This window comes from Pseudomonas sp. ADPe (assembly GCF_014843515.1).
In the GTDB taxonomy this organism is placed as follows: Bacteria; Pseudomonadota; Gammaproteobacteria; order Pseudomonadales; family Pseudomonadaceae; genus Pseudomonas; species Pseudomonas citronellolis.
Genome location: NZ_CP062122.1, coordinates 3426144 through 3443135, shown reverse-complemented (window position 1 = coordinate 3443135; position 16992 = coordinate 3426144). Strand labels below are relative to the sequence as shown.

The 16992-nt window shown below is 68.1% G+C and carries 13 protein-coding genes; 4 read left to right on the top strand and 9 right to left on the bottom strand.

The features are described from left to right. Nucleotides 1-172: 172 nt before the first annotated feature. Entirely contained in the window at nucleotides 173-2605 is a 2433-nt protein-coding gene (locus tag IG194_RS15615; RefSeq protein WP_043268466.1) for a penicillin-binding protein 1A, read from the top strand. Nucleotides 2606-3110: 505 nt separating this feature from the next. Here IG194_RS15615 and IG194_RS15610 read toward each other — a convergent pair. The 8 genes from IG194_RS15610 to tkt form a co-directional block, all read right to left on the bottom strand. Beyond that, nucleotides 3111-3602: a M48 family metallopeptidase gene (locus tag IG194_RS15610; protein ID WP_058488151.1), complete on the bottom strand. Its 492-nt coding sequence runs from the start codon at nucleotides 3600-3602 to the stop codon at nucleotides 3111-3113. A gap of 61 nt (nucleotides 3603-3663) precedes the next feature. Further along, nucleotides 3664-4434 (bottom strand): class I SAM-dependent methyltransferase, encoded by a 771-nt coding sequence (locus IG194_RS15605; protein WP_058488150.1) that lies wholly within the window; start codon nucleotides 4432-4434, stop codon nucleotides 3664-3666. Between the two features lie 42 nt (nucleotides 4435-4476). After that, a complete protein-coding gene (locus IG194_RS15600) occupies nucleotides 4477-4899 on the bottom strand; it encodes a hypothetical protein (RefSeq protein WP_058488149.1) in 423 nt (140 codons plus the stop codon). A 71-nt stretch (nucleotides 4900-4970) separates the two neighbouring features. Further along, nucleotides 4971-6035 carry a class II fructose-bisphosphate aldolase gene (fba, locus tag IG194_RS15595; RefSeq protein WP_009613660.1) on the bottom strand — a complete coding sequence of 355 codons (1065 nt, stop codon included), beginning with the start codon at nucleotides 6033-6035 and terminating at the stop codon, nucleotides 4971-4973. Between the two features lie 93 nt (nucleotides 6036-6128). After that, the gene (locus IG194_RS15590) at nucleotides 6129-6470 is read right to left on the bottom strand and encodes an MliC family protein (protein WP_043268458.1); all 342 of its coding nucleotides are present in this window, start codon (nucleotides 6468-6470) and stop codon (nucleotides 6129-6131) included. A gap of 105 nt (nucleotides 6471-6575) precedes the next feature. Further along, nucleotides 6576-7739, bottom strand: coding sequence for a phosphoglycerate kinase (locus IG194_RS15585; RefSeq protein ID WP_043313173.1), 1164 nt, complete (start codon nucleotides 7737-7739; stop codon nucleotides 6576-6578). Between the two features lie 27 nt (nucleotides 7740-7766). Next, nucleotides 7767-8816, bottom strand: coding sequence for an erythrose-4-phosphate dehydrogenase (gene epd / locus IG194_RS15580; protein ID WP_058488148.1), 1050 nt, complete (start codon nucleotides 8814-8816; stop codon nucleotides 7767-7769). A gap of 112 nt (nucleotides 8817-8928) precedes the next feature. Beyond that, on the bottom strand, nucleotides 8929-10926 hold the full coding sequence (gene tkt, locus IG194_RS15575; RefSeq protein WP_058488147.1) for a transketolase: 1998 nt from the start codon (nucleotides 10924-10926) through the stop codon (nucleotides 8929-8931). Between the two features lie 302 nt (nucleotides 10927-11228). Between tkt and IG194_RS15570 the strand changes: the two genes are divergently transcribed. The 3 genes from IG194_RS15570 to ligB all read left to right on the top strand — a co-directional run bounded on the left by IG194_RS15570 (nucleotide 11229) and on the right by ligB (nucleotide 15605). Further along, nucleotides 11229-12230 (top strand): ArsR/SmtB family transcription factor, encoded by a 1002-nt coding sequence (locus IG194_RS15570; RefSeq protein WP_024128059.1) that lies wholly within the window; start codon nucleotides 11229-11231, stop codon nucleotides 12228-12230. A 16-nt stretch (nucleotides 12231-12246) separates the two neighbouring features. Further along, nucleotides 12247-13437, top strand: a complete 1191-nt coding sequence (metK, locus tag IG194_RS15565) for a methionine adenosyltransferase (protein WP_058070747.1) — start codon at nucleotides 12247-12249, stop codon at nucleotides 13435-13437. Between the two features lie 503 nt (nucleotides 13438-13940). Continuing rightward, a complete protein-coding gene (ligB, locus tag IG194_RS15560; protein WP_058488146.1) occupies nucleotides 13941-15605 on the top strand; it encodes an NAD-dependent DNA ligase LigB in 1665 nt (554 codons plus the stop codon). 4 nt (nucleotides 15606-15609) lie between these two features. On the opposite strand, the gene IG194_RS15555 is transcribed toward ligB, so the two are convergent. Further along, complete coding sequence (locus IG194_RS15555; RefSeq protein ID WP_058488145.1) at nucleotides 15610-16911, bottom strand: ferric reductase-like transmembrane domain-containing protein; 1302 nt, start codon at nucleotides 16909-16911, stop codon at nucleotides 15610-15612. Nucleotides 16912-16992: the final 81 nt, after the last annotated feature.

The window sequence follows — 16992 nt, the reverse complement described above, 5'->3', positions numbered from 1 at the left end:
TCAGCATCCGAGACTTACGGACGATTTATGTTTTTTGACATTAGATACCAGACTTGACACCCGCGCAAATAGCTCGCTGGCAAAAAAACTGCTTATAATGTGATCAGCTTTTCCCTTTTCGCCGCACCTTTCGCTTAACTCTCTCTTTTCCCTGGAAATCCAAGACCTGCCAATGCGCCTGCTGAAGTTTCTGTGGTGGACTTGCGTCACCCTTTTTTGTGGAGTGCTGCTCGGTTTAAGTGGCGCCTACCTGTACCTGAGCCCCAGCCTGCCTTCGGTCGACGCCCTGCGCAACGTGCAGCTGCAGATTCCGCTGCGGGTTTACAGCAGTGATAACAAATTGATAGCAGAGTTCGGCGAGATGCGCCGCACGCCTATCCGTTTCGCTGACATCCCGCCGGATTTCATTCACGCCCTTCTGTCGGCCGAGGACGACAATTTCGCCAATCATTATGGCGTGGACGTGAAGAGCCTTATGCGCGCTGCCGCGCAATTATTGTCGACCGGTCACATCCAGACCGGCGGCAGCACCATCACCATGCAGGTGGCGAAGAACTACTTCCTGACCAACGAGCGCAGCTTCTCGCGCAAGATCACCGAGATCCTCCTGGCCCTGCAGATCGAGCGCGAGCTGACCAAGGACGAGATCCTCGAGCTGTACGTCAACAAGATCTACCTCGGCAACCGCGCCTACGGCATCGAGGCCGCCGCCCAGGTCTACTACGGCAAGTCGATCAAGGACCTGAGCCTGGCGCAGATGGCGATGATCGCCGGCCTGCCCAAGGCGCCCTCGCGCTACAACCCGCTGGCCAACGTGGCGCGCAGCATGGAGCGGCGCAACTGGATTCTCGAGCGGATGAACAAGCTCGGCTTCATCGACCAGGCCCGCTACCAGGAAGCCGTCGCCGAGCCGGTGGGCGCCTCCTACCACGTGGCGAGCCCGGAACTGGCAGCCCCGTACATCGCCGAAATGGCCCGCGCCGAAATGGTCGGCCGCTACGGCGGCAACGCCTACACCGAGGGCTACCGGGTCTACACCACGGTGCGCAGCGACCTGCAGCAGTACGCCAACGACGCCCTGCGCGAAGGCCTCCAAGAATACGACCAGCGCCACGGCTACCGCGGCCCCGAGGCGCGCATGCCGGGCAAGTCGCTGGATGCCTGGCGCCTGGCGGTGGCCCAGCAGCGCCCGATTGGCGGCCTGGAGCCGGCCATCGTCACCCGCGTTGAGAAGAGCGGCGTGATGGTCGTCACCCGTGACGGCAAGGACGACACCATCAGTTGGGACAACATGAAGTGGGCCCGCCCCTTCCTCAGCAGCAACAGCATGGGCCCGGCGCCGCGCCAGCCCGGCGACGTGCTGCAGCCCGGCGACCTGATCCGCGTGCAGCGCAAGGACGACGGCGCCCTGCGCCTGACCCAGGTGCCGGCGGCGCAGAGCGCGCTGGTCTCGCTGAACCCGGACAACGGCGCCATCATGGCCCTGGTCGGCGGCTTCTCCTTCGAGCAGAGCAGCTACAACCGCGCCGTCCAGGCCAAGCGCCAGCCCGGCTCCAGCTTCAAGCCGTTCATCTACAGCTGCGCGCTGGACAACGGCTTCACCGCCGCCAGCCTGGTCAACGATGCGCCCATCGTGTTCGTCGACGAGTACCTGGACAAGGTCTGGCGGCCGAAGAACGACACCAACACCTTCCTCGGCCCCATCCCGCTGCGCGAGGCGCTGTACAAGTCGCGCAACATGGTCTCGATCCGCACCCTGCAGGCCCTGGGCGTGGAGCGCGCGCGCCAGTACATCAGCCGCTTCGGCTTCGATGCCCAGGAACTGCCGCCGAACCTGTCCATGGCGCTGGGCACCGCGAACCTGACGCCCCTGGAGATCGCCGGCGCCTGGAGCACCTTCGCCAACGGCGGCTACAAGATCAGCCCCTACGTGGTCGACCGCATCGAAAGCCGCGACGGCCAGGTGCTGTACCAGGCCAACCCGCCCAGCGTGCCGGTGGAGGACAACCCGCAGGTCGCCGACAAGGAGGCCGCGCAGCCCGTCGCCGCGCCGGCGGAGGACAACGACCCGGCCCATGCCAGGACCACCATCGAGCCGACCCCGGCCGAACGCATCATCGACGCCCGCACCGCCTACATCATGACCAGCATGCTGCAGGACGTGATCAAGCGCGGCACCGGCCGCCGCGCCCTGGCCCTCAAGCGCGACGACCTGGCCGGCAAGACCGGCACCACCAACGACTCCAAGGACGCCTGGTTCTCCGGCTTCAACGCCGACTACATGACCACCGTGTGGGTCGGCTTCGACCAGCCGGAAAGCCTCGGCCGCCGCGAGTTCGGCGGCAACGTGGCGCTGCCGATCTGGATGCGCTACATGGGCGCGGCGCTCAAGGACAAGCCCTCGCACACGCTGCCCGAGCCCTCCGGCCTGGTCAGCCTGCGCATCGACCCGCTCAGCGGCCGCGCCGCGCCGCCGGGCACGCCGGGCGCCTACTTCGAGCTGTTCAAGAGCGAAGACACCCCGCCGCCCATGAGCGAACTGGGCAGCGGCGCGCCGGGCACGCCGCTGCCGGCCGACGAAGGCGCGCCGATGGATCTGTTCTGATCGCCTGCGCTGGCTTTACGGGAACGCCGTCCCCCTGAGGGGGGACGGCGTTTTTCGTAGGGGGCTCTTTTAGGAGGTCGGTGCTCACCTGGGGCTTCGGTGCTATGGCTTGGCGCCGTTCCCTCTCCCTAACCCTCTCCCTGAAGGGAGAGGGGACCGTTCCGTGTGAAGCGTTAGTTCGACGCTCGCCGGAAATAGCGGACTTGCGGGGTGACTCAGAACTAACCGGCAGCACCGTACGGCTCCCTCTCCCTTCAGGGAGAGGGCTGGGGAGAGGGTGCGAAGGTGAGCCAGTACACCGAAGCCGCAGGTGATCCACCTTACGTCTGCGACGATTTTTCCCCCAAATGGGGAAAAATTCCGAAAAGACTGATGGCAATATGCCAAATCTTTTGATTACTCTCCGGATGCGGCGGGGGAAGGCTCCTGTGCGGTCGACCCCCATCCGATCGCCGGGAGCTTCCCGCGGCAACCCGGCCTCCGTGGCGCGCAAGGCGTCAGGGGCTCAGTCCAGCTCGCGCCAGGTCAGGTAGACGCGCAGGTCGAATTCCAGCTGGTGGTAGCCCGGCAGCATGTATTCGCAGAGCTGGTAGAAGGCCTTGTTGTGGTCGCGCTCGCGCAGGTGCGCCAGTTCGTGCACCAGAATCATCCTGAGAAATTCCGGCGCCGCGTCCTTGAACAGCGAGGCCACGCGGATTTCCTTCTTCGCCTTCAGCTTGCCGCCCTGCACCCGCGAGATCGCGGTGTTCAGCCCCAGGGCGCGCTGCATCACGTCCAGCTTGCTGTCGTAGAGCACCTTGTCCACCGCCGGCGCGTTGCGCATGTGCTCCTGCTTGAGCTGCATGGCATAGGCGTACAGCGCCTTGTCGCTCTGCACCTCGTGGCGCCCGGGGTAGCGGCGCTGCAGGTAGTCGCCCAGGCGATCCTCGGCAATCAGCTGGCGCACCTGGTCCTGCAGCTGTTGCGGGTAGGCCTGGAGGTAGCGGAGCGGTTGCATGAAGGTCGGTTCGCTGTGACGGGGCGCGCAGTCTAGCCGATCCGCGCGCCCCTTCGCAGGCTCAGTCCAGCACCACCGCCGAATAGGCCTCGGTGCGGTAGGGGAAGGCCACCTCGGCCTGGCCCTTGAGCGCCGGGTGGGTGGCGATCAGTTCCTGCAGGCGCTGCTCGACCCGCGCCTTCTGCTCCGCCGGCAACGCGGCGATGAAGCTGATCGACAGCGTCCGCGCCACTATCACCTGCTCCGGCGGGCCGACGTGGCGGTAGCTGAACTCGCGCAGCTGCAGCGGGCCGAAGGGCGCGCCGGCGAAGGCCCGGCGCCATTCGCCGGTGTGGAAGCGCGGGGTGCTGCCCTCGTAGGGCGCGACTATGTGGGTCAGTTCGGCGACCCAGTCCACCCGCTCGTCGCGCACGTTCCATACCAGCCCCAGGTGGCCGCGCGGGCGCAGCACGCGGTGGATCTCGCGCAGCGCCTCGGGGTTGGCGAACCAGTGGAAGGCCTGGGCGCAGAGCACGGCGTCCAGGCTGGCGTCGGCCAGCGGCATGCCCCGAGCCGTGCCTTCCAGCACACGCACGTCGGGCAGCTCCTCGTGCAGGCGTTCGCGCATGGCCGCCACCGGCTCGATGGCGGTCACTTCGGCGCCGGTGCGCAGCAGCAGGCGGGTGAACTTGCCGGTGCCGGCGCCGAGGTCGGCCACCTTGCTGCCGGCCTTGATGCCGAGGCTGCCGTCGAGCCAGCCGAGCAGCTCGTCGGGGTATTCGGGGCGCCCGTGGGCGTAGGTCTGGGCTTCCTGGCCGAAGCCCTGCTGGGCGCTGGCGTGGACGCTATCCATGAACGGCTCTCCTGTACGGTGTCGCCCTCCGGTATAGCACACTCAGCGCAGCCGGCAGGCCTTGCCTTCCAGGTAGTCGCGGTAGCAGGCGAGCAGCCTGGCCTCGCTGATCCGGCAGCGCTTCTGCCGGCACTGGCTGTGGAACTCGAAGCGCCCGCCGTCGGGCTCGGCCAGTTGGATGCGCAGCGCCGGCCAGCCCTTGTTCGGCGCCTTCTCCGGGGTACTCAGCAGGCGGCCTTCGCTGACCACCAGGGGCGCGCCGGCCGCGGCGTAGTCGAAGACGAACAGCAGCGAGCGCGAGGTCTTCAGCGTGCACTCGGTGTGGCTCAGGCAGTTCTGCGCGTCCACCGGCAGGTCGACCGCCGGCGCTCGCGGCGCGGGGGCTGCGGCGGGCGCGGGCGCACCGGGCGGCTGCGCGGCGCAACCGGCGAGCAGGAGCATCAGCAGGGGGACGAGCCAACGCATGGCAGCCTCTGTGTCTGGCATGGATACGAAAGAGCCCCGCCGGGGCGGGGCTCTTCAGGGACGGGGCCGGATCAGTTGATCTTCGGCTCCAGTTCGCCCTTGGCGTAGCGCTGGAACATGGCTTCCAGGGAGATCGGCTTGATCTTGGAGGCGTGGCCGGCGGTGCCGAAGGCTTCGTAGCGGGCGATGCACACGTCGCGCATGGCTTCGATGGTCTTGGCGAAGTACTTGCGCGGGTCGAACTCGCTCTTGTTCTGCGCCAGGAAGCGACGGATGGCGCCGGTGGAGGCCAGGCGCAGGTCGGTGTCGATGTTCACCTTGCGCACGCCGTACTTGATGCCTTCGACGATTTCTTCCACCGGAACGCCGTAGGTTTCCGGGATTTCGCCGCCGAACTCGTTGATGATCGCCAGCCAGTCCTGCGGTACCGAGGAGGAGCCGTGCATCACCAGGTGGGTGCCCGGGATGCGCGCGTGGATCGCCTTGATGCGGTCGATGGCGAGGATGTCGCCGGTCGGCGGCTTGGTGAACTTGTAGGCGCCGTGGCTGGTGCCGATGGCGATGGCCAGGGCGTCGACCTTGGTTTTCTTGACGAAGTCGGCGGCTTCTTCCGGGTCGGTCAGCAGCTGGCTATGGTCCAGCACGCCTTCGGCGCCGACGCCGTCTTCCTCGCCGGCCATGCCGGTTTCCAGGGAGCCCAGGCAGCCCAGCTCACCTTCCACGGACACGCCGCAGGCATGGGCGAAGGCCACGGTCTGCTGGGTCACGCGGACGTTGTATTCGTAGTCGGCCGGGGTCTTGCCGTCTTCCTTCAGCGAGCCGTCCATCATCACCGAGCTGAAGCCCAGCTGGATGGAGCGCTGGCAAACGTCGGGGCTGGTGCCGTGGTCCTGGTGCATGCACACCGGGATGTGCGGGAATTCCTCGATGGCCGCCAGGATCAGGTGGCGCAGGAAAGGCGCGCCGGCGTATTTGCGGGCGCCGGCCGAGGCCTGCACGATCACCGGGGAATCGGTCTTGTCGGCCGCTTCCATGATGGCGCGCATCTGCTCGAGGTTGTTGACGTTGAAAGCCGGAACGCCGTAGCCGAACTCGGCGGCGTGGTCCAGCATTTGGCGCATGCTGATGAGTGCCATGTTTTCACTTCTCCCAGGAAGTTGGGCTCGTTCTATGGTTCGACAGCCTGCCGCAGGGGCAGGCCGCATTCAAGTCTGTTGCGCCGCGCGGTGCTAGCGTGCGCGGCAGCCGCGGCCGATCAGGTCGTTGCTTTCCACCCAGTAGATCAGCCCCTGCTCGCCGGTGATGCTGAAACCGACCAGTCCGTCACTATAGAAAGCACCGGACCCGCCGGGTTCCTCCTCCAGGTGATGGACGACGTCGTCCTCGCCCAGGCGCAGGTCCACCACCGACGAGCGGGCGCCTTCGACGTAGCGCCAGATCACCACGGCGCCGCTGTCGCAGGTCCAGTGGTTCCAGCCACCTTTGGCGGTGCCGGCGCCGCTTCCCGCGGGGTGGCTGGAGCAACCGGCCAGCAGGGCGCCCAGGGCCAGGGCGGCGAGGTAACGCTTCATCGGGCAATTCTCCCTCTCACGGCGATGCCGTATGTCCATTCAGCCCCGCGCCGCCCCGGCGCCCCGGTTCAGGGGCATTTCACCGGGGGTCGGACGCCGCCAGGCTCACTGCTTGGCGCGCTGCTCCAGCACTTCCACGGCCGGCAGGACCTTGCCTTCGACGAACTCGAGGAAGGCGCCGCCACCGGTGGAAATGTAGGAGATCCGCTCGGCCACGCCATACTTGTCGATGGCCGCCAGGGTGTCGCCGCCGCCGGCGATGGAGAACGCCGGGCTCTCGGCGATGGCCAGGGCCAGGGTCCTGGTGCCTTCGCCGAACTGGTCGAACTCGAAGACGCCCACCGGGCCGTTCCACAGGATGGTCTTCGACGACTTCAGCAGCTCGGCGAACTGCGCGGCGGTCTGCGGGCCGATGTCGAGGATCATGTCGTCGTCGGCGACGTCGGCGATGGCCTTGACGGTGGCGGCGGCGCTTTCGGCGAACTCCTTGGCCACCACGACGTCGACCGGCAGCGGCACGCTGACCTTGGCCGCGATGGCCTTGGCGGTGTCGACCAGGTCGGCCTCGTACAGCGACTTGCCGACCTTGTAGCCGGCCGCGGCGAGGAAGGTGTTGGCGATGCCGCCGCCGACGATCAGCTGGTCGCAGATCTGCGCCAGGCTGTTGAGCACGTCGAGTTTGGTGGAAACCTTGGAGCCGGCGACGATGGCCGCCATCGGCCGCGCCGGGTTGCCCAGGGCCGTGCCCAGGGCGTCCAGCTCGGCGGCCAGCAGCGGGCCGGCCGCGGCGACCTTGGCGAACTTGGCCACGCCATGGGTCGAACCCTCGGCGCGGTGGGCGGTGCCGAAGGCATCCATGACGAACACGTCGCACAGCGCGGCGTACTTCTGCGCCAGCTCGTCGGCGTTCTTCTTCTCGCCCTTGTTGAAGCGCACGTTCTCGAACAGCACCAGCTCGCCCGGCTTGACCTCGACGCCGTCGAGGTAGTCGCGCACCAGCGGCACGTCGCGGCCCAGGGCCTTGCTCAGGTAGTCGGCGACCGGCTTGAGGCTGTTCTCCTCGGAGAACTCGCCCTCGGTGGGGCGGCCCAGGTGCGAGCAGACCATCACCGCCGCGCCCTTCTCCAGGGCCAGCTTGATGGTGGGCAGCGAGGCCAGGATGCGGGCGTCGCTCTTCACCACGCCGTCCTTCACCGGCACGTTGAGGTCCTCGCGGATCAGCACGCGCTTACCTTGGAGGTCGAGGTCGGTCATCTTCAAAACGGTCATGACATCAGTCCTGTCTGGGCTGGTTGTTTAACGTTCACTGGCGGCGACCCGCAGGAAGTGCCCCGCGGTGTCGAGCATGCGGTTGGCGAAGCCCCACTCGTTGTCGAACCAGGCCAGCAGGTTCACCAGGCGCGGCCCGGAAACGCGGGTCTGGCTGCCGTCGACGATCGCCGAGTGCGGGTCGTGGTTGAAGTCGCAACTGGCGTGGGGCAGCTCGGTGTAGTCCAGCAGGCCCTTGAGCGGCCCGCTGCCGGCGGCCTCGCACAGCACCCTGTTGATTTCCGCGGCGGAAGTGTCGCGGGAAACCTGCAGGGTGATGTCCAGGGCCGAGACGTTCACCGTCGGCACCCGGATGGCTTTGGCCTGGATTCGCCCGGCAAGTTCCGGGAGCAGGCGCTCGATGCCCCTTGCCAGCCCCGTCGATACCGGGATCACCGACTGGAAGGCCGAGCGCGTGCGGCGCAGGTCCTCGTGGTGGTAGGCGTCGATCACCGGCTGGTCGTTCATCGCCGAGTGGATGGTGGTGATCGAGACGTACTCGATGCCCACGGCCTCGTTCAGCAGCTTGAGCAGCGGCACGCTGCAGTTGGTGGTGCAGGAAGCGTTGGAGACCAGCTTCTCGGCGCCGGACAGCTGTTGCTGGTTGATGCCGAAGACCACGGTGGCGTCGACGTCGGCCTCGCTGGCCATGGGCTGGGAGAACAGTACCCGCGGCGCGCCGGCGGCGAGGAAGCGCTGGCCATCGGCGCGGCTGTGGTAGACGCCGGAGCACTCCAGCACCAGGTCGACGTCCAGCGTCGCCCAGTCGATGGCCTCGGGCTCGGCCTGGCGCAGCACCTTCACGCAGTCGCCGCCGACGTGCAGGCAGCCGTCGGCCACGCTCACCTCGCCGGGGAAGCGGCCATGGGTGGAGTCGAAGCGGGTCAGGTATTCCAGGCTCGGCAGGTCGGCCAGGTCGTTCAGCGCGACGATGGAAAAGCCGGCCTTCGCGCCGCGCTCGTGCAGGGCGCGGAACACGCAGCGGCCGATGCGGCCGTAGCCATTGAGGGCGACACGGTAGGACGGATTCCGGGGCATTCGGGCCTGCCTAATCACAAGCCGCTCGAAAGCTGGAGGCTGGAGGCTGGACGAAACAGCAGCTCGGCGCCGCTTGTCGTCCAGCCTTCAGCCTCCAGCCTCCAGCGTCTTTTCAGTCTTCCAGGAGTTCTTCGGCAACCGCGAGCACGTTTTCGACGGTAAAGCCGAAGTGCTCGAACAGCGCCGGCGCCGGGGCCGACTCGCCGAAGGTGGTCATGCCGATCACGCGGCCTTCCAGGCCCACGTACTTGTACCAGTAGTCGGCGTGGCCGGCCTCGATGGCGATGCGCGCGCCGACCTGCACCGGCAGCACGGCCTGCTTGTAGCCGGCGTCCTGCTGCTCGAAGACGCTGGTGGAGGGCATGGAGACCACGCGCACCTGGCGGCCTTCGGCGCTGAGCTTGTCGTAGGCCTGCACGGCCAGGCCGACTTCCGAGCCGGTGGCGATCAGGATCAGCTCCGGCTCGCCGGCGCAGTCCTTGAGCACGTAGCCGCCGCGGGCGACGTTGGCCAGCTGCTCGGCGTCGCGCGCCTGGTGCGGCAGGTTCTGGCGGCTGAAGATCAGCGCCGAGGGACCGTCGTTGCGCTCGATGGCGTACTTCCAGGCCACCGCGGACTCGGCCGCGTCGGCCGGGCGCCAGGTGTCCAGGTTCGGCGTCAGGCGCAGGCTGGCCAGTTGCTCGATGGGCTGGTGGGTCGGGCCGTCCTCGCCCAGGCCGATGGAGTCGTGGGTGAACACGTAGAGCACGCGCTGCTTCATCAGGGCGGACATGCGCACCGCGTTGCGGGCGTATTCCATGAAGATCAGGAAGGTCGCGCCGTAGGGGATGAAGCCGCCGTGCAGGGCCACGCCGTTCATGATGGCGCTCATGCCGAACTCGCGCACGCCGTAGAACACGTAGTTGCCCGAGGCGTCGGCGGGGGTCACGCCCTTGCAGCCCTTCCACAGGGTCAGGTTGGAGCCGGCCAGGTCGGCGGAGCCGCCGAGCAGTTCCGGCAGCAGCGGGCCGAAGGCGTTCAGCGCGTTCTGGCTGGCCTTGCGGCTGGCGATGGTCTCGCCCTTGGCGGCGACTTCGGCGACGTAGGCCGCGGCCTGCTCGGCGAAGTCGGCCGGCAGTTCGCCCTTGACGCGGCGCTGGAACTCGGCGGCCAGTTCCGGGTGCGCGGCCTGGTAGGCGGCGAAGCGCTGGTTCCACTCGGCCTCGCGGGCGGCGCCGGTTTCCTTGGCGCTCCACTCGGCATAGATCTCGGTGGGGATTTCGAACGGGCCGTGGTTCCAGCCCAGGGCGGCGCGGGTGGCGACGATCTCGTCATTGCCCAGCGGCGCGCCGTGGCACTCTTCCTTGCCCTGCTTGTTCGGCGAGCCGAAGCCGATCACGGTCTTGCAGCAGATCAGCGTCGGGGCGTCGCTCTTGCGCGCGGTCTCGATGGCGGTCTTGATCTCGTCGGCGTCGTGGCCGTCGACGTTGCGGATCACCTGCCAGCCGTAGGCTTCGAAGCGCTTCGGGGTGTCGTCGGTGAACCAGCCGTGGACCTCGCCGTCGATGGAGATGCCGTTGTCGTCGTAGAAGGCGATCAGCTTGTTCAGGCGCAGGGTGCCGGCCAGGGAGGCGACCTCGTGGGAGATGCCTTCCATCATGCAGCCGTCGCCGAGGAAGGCGTAGGTGTAGTGGTCGACGATGCCGTGCCCTTCGCGGTTGAACTGCGCGGCCAGCACCTTCTCCGCCAGGGCCATGCCCACGGCGTTGGCGATGCCCTGGCCGAGCGGGCCGGTGGTGGTCTCCACGCCCGCGGTGTAGCCGTACTCCGGGTGGCCCGGGGTGCGCGAGTTGAGCTGGCGGAAGTTCTTCAGGTCCTCGATGCCCAGGTCGTAGCCGGTCAGGTGCAGCAGCGAGTAGATCAGCATCGAGCCGTGGCCGTTGGACAGCACGAAGCGGTCGCGGTCGGCCCACTGCGGGTTGCCCGGGTTGTGCTTGAGGTAGTCGCGCCAGAGCACTTCGGCGATGTCCGCCATCCCCATGGGGGCGCCTGGGTGGCCGCTGTTGGCTTTCTGCACGGCATCCATGCTCAGTGCGCGGATGGCATTGGCTCGCTCACGACGGCTGGGCATCGCTGAATCTCCTGCGGGGGCTGCTTCGATTGATCGAAGGGATGAAAAAAGGCGGCCATTTTCGCCCAGCCGGCCATCGCGGGGCAATGACAATCGGGCCGCAGGCTACAGGCGGCAGGTTTCTGGCGCGAGCCGCCTTTGGCAGGAGCGAGCTTGCTCGCGAACAAGCGCCGTGCCAGGCCGGTTCGCGAGCAAGCTCGCTCCTGCAGTCCTGGCATTGCCGCTACCTTCCGTCTCCAATATCAAAACTTTTTGATACAGCCGTTGCCAGCATCCTCCCGGGGCTCTAGACTCCGCCCCCTATGAGCCTGCGCATGCCCCTGATCCGCCACGATGCCTGCGACGAGCTGGCCGCGCTGTGCAAGGCCGGCGGCGACCCGCTGCGGCTGAACGTGCTGCGGGTGCTGGCCAACGATTCGTTCGGCGTGCTGGAGCTGGCGCAGATCTTCGCCATCCGCCAGTCGGGCATGAGCCACCACCTGAAGGTGCTGGCCCAGGCCGGCCTGGTGGCGACGCGCCGCGAAGGCAACGCGATCTTCTACCGCCGCGCCCTGCCCCAGGCCGACAGCCTCGGCGGCAAGCTGCACGGGGCGCTGCTGGCGGAAGTGGACGAGCTGGCGCTGCCGGCCGAGGTGGACGCCCGCGTCGCCGCGGTGCATGCCCAGCGCGCGGCGGTGAGCCGCGACTACTTCGCCCGCAGCGCGGAGAAGTTCCAGGCCACGCAGGACCTGATCGCGGGGCTGCCGCAATACCGTGAAAGTGTTCTGGCGCTGCTCGACGCACTGAGCTTCGCCCCCGGCGCCACGGCGCTGGAAGTCGGCCCCGGCGACGGCGGGTTCCTCCCCGAGCTGGCCCGGCGTTTCGCGCGGGTGACCGCGCTGGACAACAGCGTGGCCATGCTCGACCTGGCCCGCCGGCGCTGCCTGGAAGCAGGGCTGACGAACGTGCGGCTGGACCTGGCCGACGCCCTGCAGGACGCCGCCGAACCGGCCGACTGCGTGGTGCTGAACATGGTGCTGCACCATTTCGCGGCGCCCGCCGAGGCCCTGCGCCAGCTGGCGCGCCTGGTGAAGCCGGGCGGCAGCCTGCTGGTGACCGAACTGTGCAGCCACGACCAGAGCTGGGCCCGCGAAGCCTGCGGGGACCTCTGGCTGGGGTTCGAACAGGAAGACCTGGCCCTTTGGGCCGATGCCGCGGGGCTCGCCCCCGGCGAGAGCTTGTACATTGGTTTACGTAATGGCTTTCAGATCCAGGTGCGGCATTTCGCCAAGCCGGATTCGCGAAGCGTCCTCACCCACCGGTAAAGACAGGAACCGTTAGATGAGCGAATACTCGATTTTCACCTCCGAATCCGTATCCGAAGGCCATCCGGACAAGATCGCCGACCAGATCTCCGACGCGGTGCTGGACGCCATCATCGCCAAGGACAAGTACGCCCGCGTGGCCTGCGAGACCCTGGTGAAGACCGGCGTCGCCATCATCGCCGGCGAAGTCACCACCTCGGCCTGGGTCGACCTCGAAGACCTGGTGCGCAAGGTCATCATCGACATCGGCTACAACAGCTCCGACGTCGGCTTCGACGGCGCCACCTGCGGCGTGCTGAACATCATCGGCAAGCAGTCGGTGGACATCAACCAGGGCGTCGACCGCGCCAAGCCCGAAGACCAGGGCGCCGGCGACCAGGGCCTGATGTTCGGCTACGCCAGCAACGAGACCGACGTGCTGATGCCGGCGCCGATCTGCTTCTCCCACCGCCTGGTCGAGCGCCAGGCCGAAGCACGCAAGTCCGGCCTGCTGCCGTGGCTGCGCCCGGACGCCAAGAGCCAGGTCACCTGCCGCTACGAAGGCGGCAAGGTGGTGGGCATCGACGCCATCGTGCTGTCCACCCAGCACAACCCGGACGTCTCCTACGCCGACCTGCGCGAAGGCGTGATGGAACTGATCATCAAGCACGTGCTGCCGGCCGAGCTGCTGCACAAGGACACCCAGTTCCACATCAACCCGACCGGCAACTTCGTCATCGGCGGGCCGGTGGGCGACTGCGGCCTGACCGGGCGCAAGATCATCGTCGACTCCTACGGCGGCATGGCCCGCCACGGCGGCGGCGCCTTCTCCGGCAAGGACCCGTCCAAGGTCGACCGCAGCGCCGCCTACGCCGGCCGCTACGTGGCCAAGAACATCGTCGCCGCCGGCCTGGCCGAGCGTTGTGAGATCCAGGTGTCCTACGCCATCGGCGTGGCCCAGCCGACCTCCATCTCGGTGAACACCTTCGGCACCGGCAAGATCAGCGACGAGAAGATCGTCCAGCTGGTTCGCGAGCACTTCGACCTGCGTCCGTACGCGATCACCAAGATGCTCGACCTGCTGCACCCGATGTACCAGCCCACTGCGGCCTACGGTCACTTCGGCCGCAACCCGTACGAGCTGACCTACGGCGATGACACTTTCACCGCCTTCACCTGGGAGCGCACCGACAAGGCCGCCGCCCTGCGTGACGCGGCTGGCCTGTAAGGTCCGTCCGACGGAACAGCCTGCTCCGGCAGGCTGTTCACGGTAAGAAAGAATGCCGTTTCTCTGTCTGGGGGAAACGGCATTTTTCGTATGGGATGGGCCATGGCTTCGCGCACGCATCCTGTCCTTCGCTCCGACCTCGATCCCATCGCGGACAGAGTCTCCTACCGCATGAGCGAGCATGGCTTTTCGTAGGATGGTGTTGAGCGAAGCGATACCCATCAGCGCAACCGCATGGGTTTCGCAGGCTCAACCCATCCTACGTAAAGCAGCTCGGCGCAGTCGGTGAGACAGTTGCTCCGACGATTCAGGGAAGCTTGGGCGTAGGAGCGGACTCTGTCCGCGATTGGATTCACCGTTTGGCGTGAAGTGAAATCACGACGCTCCCTGAATCCTGTTCGCGATGGCGCCGCATCTCGGAAGCCTCCCACACTCCACCCGGCCCCTTCGCGGCGGCGGCACACCTAGTCTGGAACCCCCTCCAGGCGCAAGGAAGCCCGCCGATGAAAGCCCTGCTCGCCTCAGCCCTGCTGCTCGTCCCCAGCCTCTCCCTGGCCTGCCCCGACTGGCCCGAACAGCGCGCCCGCGAAGAGCTGCTGGGCCTGCGCCAGCAACTGGAAGCCTGGGACCAGGCCTACCACCAGCGCGGCGAAAGCCCGATCGCCGACGAACTCTACGACCAGGCCCGGCAACGCTTCAGCCTTTGGCGCAGCTGTTATCCACAGCTCGCCATCGAGCCGCCCCCGCCACTGCCGGCCACCCGCGGCAAGCTGCGCCACCCCGCAGCCCATACCGGCCTGGACAAGGCCGCCGACACCAACGAAGTCCGCCAGTGGATGGCCGGGCGCGAGGACCTCTGGGTGCAACCTAAGGTCGACGGCGTGGCCGTGACGCTGGTCTACCAGGACGGCGAACTGGTCCAGGCCATCAGCCGTGGCGACGGCATCCGCGGCCAGGACTGGACCGCCAACGCCCGCCGCCTGCCGGCCGTGCCGCAACGTCTGCCCGCCACGGGGCGGCTGGTGTTGCAGGGCGAACTCTACTGGCGCCTGCCGGGCCACGTGCAGGCGCAAAAGGGCGGCCTCGGCGCCCGCGGCAAGGTCGCCGGGCTGATGGCGCGCAGCGCGCCGGGCGAACAGGTTTCGCAGGTCGGCCTGTTCGTCTGGGAATTGCCGCACGGCCCCGGGAACATGACGCAACGCCTGGAGCGCCTGAGAGCGCTGGGCCTCGCGGACAGCGCGGCCCTGACGCTGCCGGTGACGGGTTTCGAGGACGCCCAGCGCCAGCGCGAGCACTGGTACCGCAGCCCCCTGCCCTTCGCCAGCGACGGCATCGTCCTCCGCCAAGGCTCGCGCCCCGCCGCGAAGGCCTGGCAGGCCGGCAGCGCCAGTTGGGCGCTGGCCTGGAAATACCCCTACCGCCAGGCCCTGGCCGAGGTGCGCCGGGTGCATTTCCGCATCGGCCGCACCGGACGGGTGACGCCACTGCTGGAACTGCAACCGGTGACGCTGGACGAGCGCCGCATCGCCCAGGTCAGCCTCGGCTCGACGCGGCGCTGGCAGGCCCTGGACATCCGCCCCGGCGACCAGGTGGCCATCGCTCTGGCCGGCCTGACCATCCCGCGCGTGGAAAGCGTGGTCTGGCGCTCGCCGCAGCGCCTTGCGCTGGAGCCCCCGGAGTCCGGGCGCTACCACGCGCTCAGTTGCTGGCGGGCAACGCCCGGCTGCGAGGAACAGTTCCTCGCCCGTCTCGCCTGGCTGGGCGGCGAACAGGGTTTGGCCTTGGAAGGCGTGGGGCCTGGGACTTGGCAGACGTTGCTGGAAGCCGGCCAGATTGCCGGCCTGCTCGACTGGCTGGAACTGCCGCCGGAAGCCCTGCGCCAACTGCCGGGCTTCGCCGAGCACAGTGGCGAACGCCTGCACGCCCAGTTCCGCGCCGCGCGGCAACGTCCCTTCCAGCACTGGTTGCGGGCGCTGGGCGTGCCCCAGGTCGACAGCCTGCCGGCCACCGAAGGTTGGGCCGAACTGAGCGCCCGGCAGGCCAGCGACTGGCGCCAGCTGCCGGGCGTCGGGCCGGTCCGGGCCCGGCAACTGCAGGCCTTCTTCGCCGACCACGAGGTGCAGCGCCTGGGCGCCCAGCTCGCCGCGGCCGGGGTAGCCGGCTTCTGAGCCCTCAGCGCAGGCGGAAGGCTTCCTGGTGGAAATTGCGCGCCGGCATGCCGCGCCGGCCGAGGTCGCGCCGCAGCAGGTCGGCCAGGCCCTGCGGGCCGCAGAACCACAGGCTCGGCCAGCGACCGGAGGCGTCCGGGGCCATGCTCAGGTCGTCGCCGCGCAGGTAGCCCTCTTCGGCGCTGTAGTGGACCTTCAGCGCCACGCTGGGCAGGCCGTCGCACAGCTCGTGCAGGCGCCCGGCGTAGATGGCGTCGGCGGGGCTGCGCACGCAGTAGTGCAGCTCCACTTCCGGCGCATCGGCGGGGTGCTGCTGCAGCGCCTCCAGCCAGGCCAGGAAGGGCGTGATGCCGATGCCGCCGGCGATCCACACCTGGCGCTCGCCGCCGCGGCGGAAGTCGAAGCAGCCATAGGGCCCCTCGACCTTGACCGCATCGCCCGGCTCCAGAGAGTCCTGCAGGCGCCGGGTGTAGTCGCCCAGGGCCTTGATGCTGAAGCGCACCTCGCCGTTGCCCTGGTCGGCGCTGGAAATGCTGAAGGGATGCTGCCCCTCCAGGCGGTCGCAGGTGAGGAAGGCGAACTGCCCGGCCTTGTGCCGCCAGTTGCGGCCGAGCCGGCAGGTGACTTCCAGCATGCGCTCGCCGGGCCGCGCCACCGCCACCACCACGCCCTGGTGCGTGCGCCGCCGGCCGATGCGCCCGCTCAGGGCGATCAGCGCGCACACCGAGCCCAGCGCCGCGCACAGCGCCAGCAGCCAGCCCAGCGGCTGCGCCCAGTAGCCGGCCGGCGCCAGCACCACGCCATGGAAGGCCAGCACCAGGTAGACCAGCGCCAGCGCTTTGTGCACGTAGCGCCACAGGTGGTAGGGGAAGCGCTGCCAGAGCGTCAGCACCAGCATGGCGGCGAGCAGCCAGGCCGACCACTCGCCCAGCTCCTTGGCCGAGCCGCGGAAGACCTCGAGGAAGGTCTCCACCCGCGGCCCCTTCGCCGGCTTGGCGACGAATTTCGCCAGCAGCGGCCCGCCCAGCTCCAACAGGTAGTGCAGCAGGCCCAGGCTGATGGCCAGGATGCCCGCCCAGCGGTGCACCCGGTACATGCGGTCGAGCCCGCCCAGCGGCCGCTCCAGCCAGGCTGGGCGTACCGCCAGGAGCATGATCAGCGACATCAGCGCGAAGGCGACGACGCCGCTCAGCAGGATGGCCTGCTTGCGCAGGACCCAGATATCGAAAGTGGCCGGCGGATCGAGCGCGAGCGCCAGCCCGAACGCCGCCAACACGGTGGCGATGACGATGCCTACGAACTTCATATGGCCTCCCTGGTTGCGAGCCTGGTCCGAGACTGGGCGCGCGGCCTTAATCATCCCTGAAGTTCGTATGGGAATTTTCCG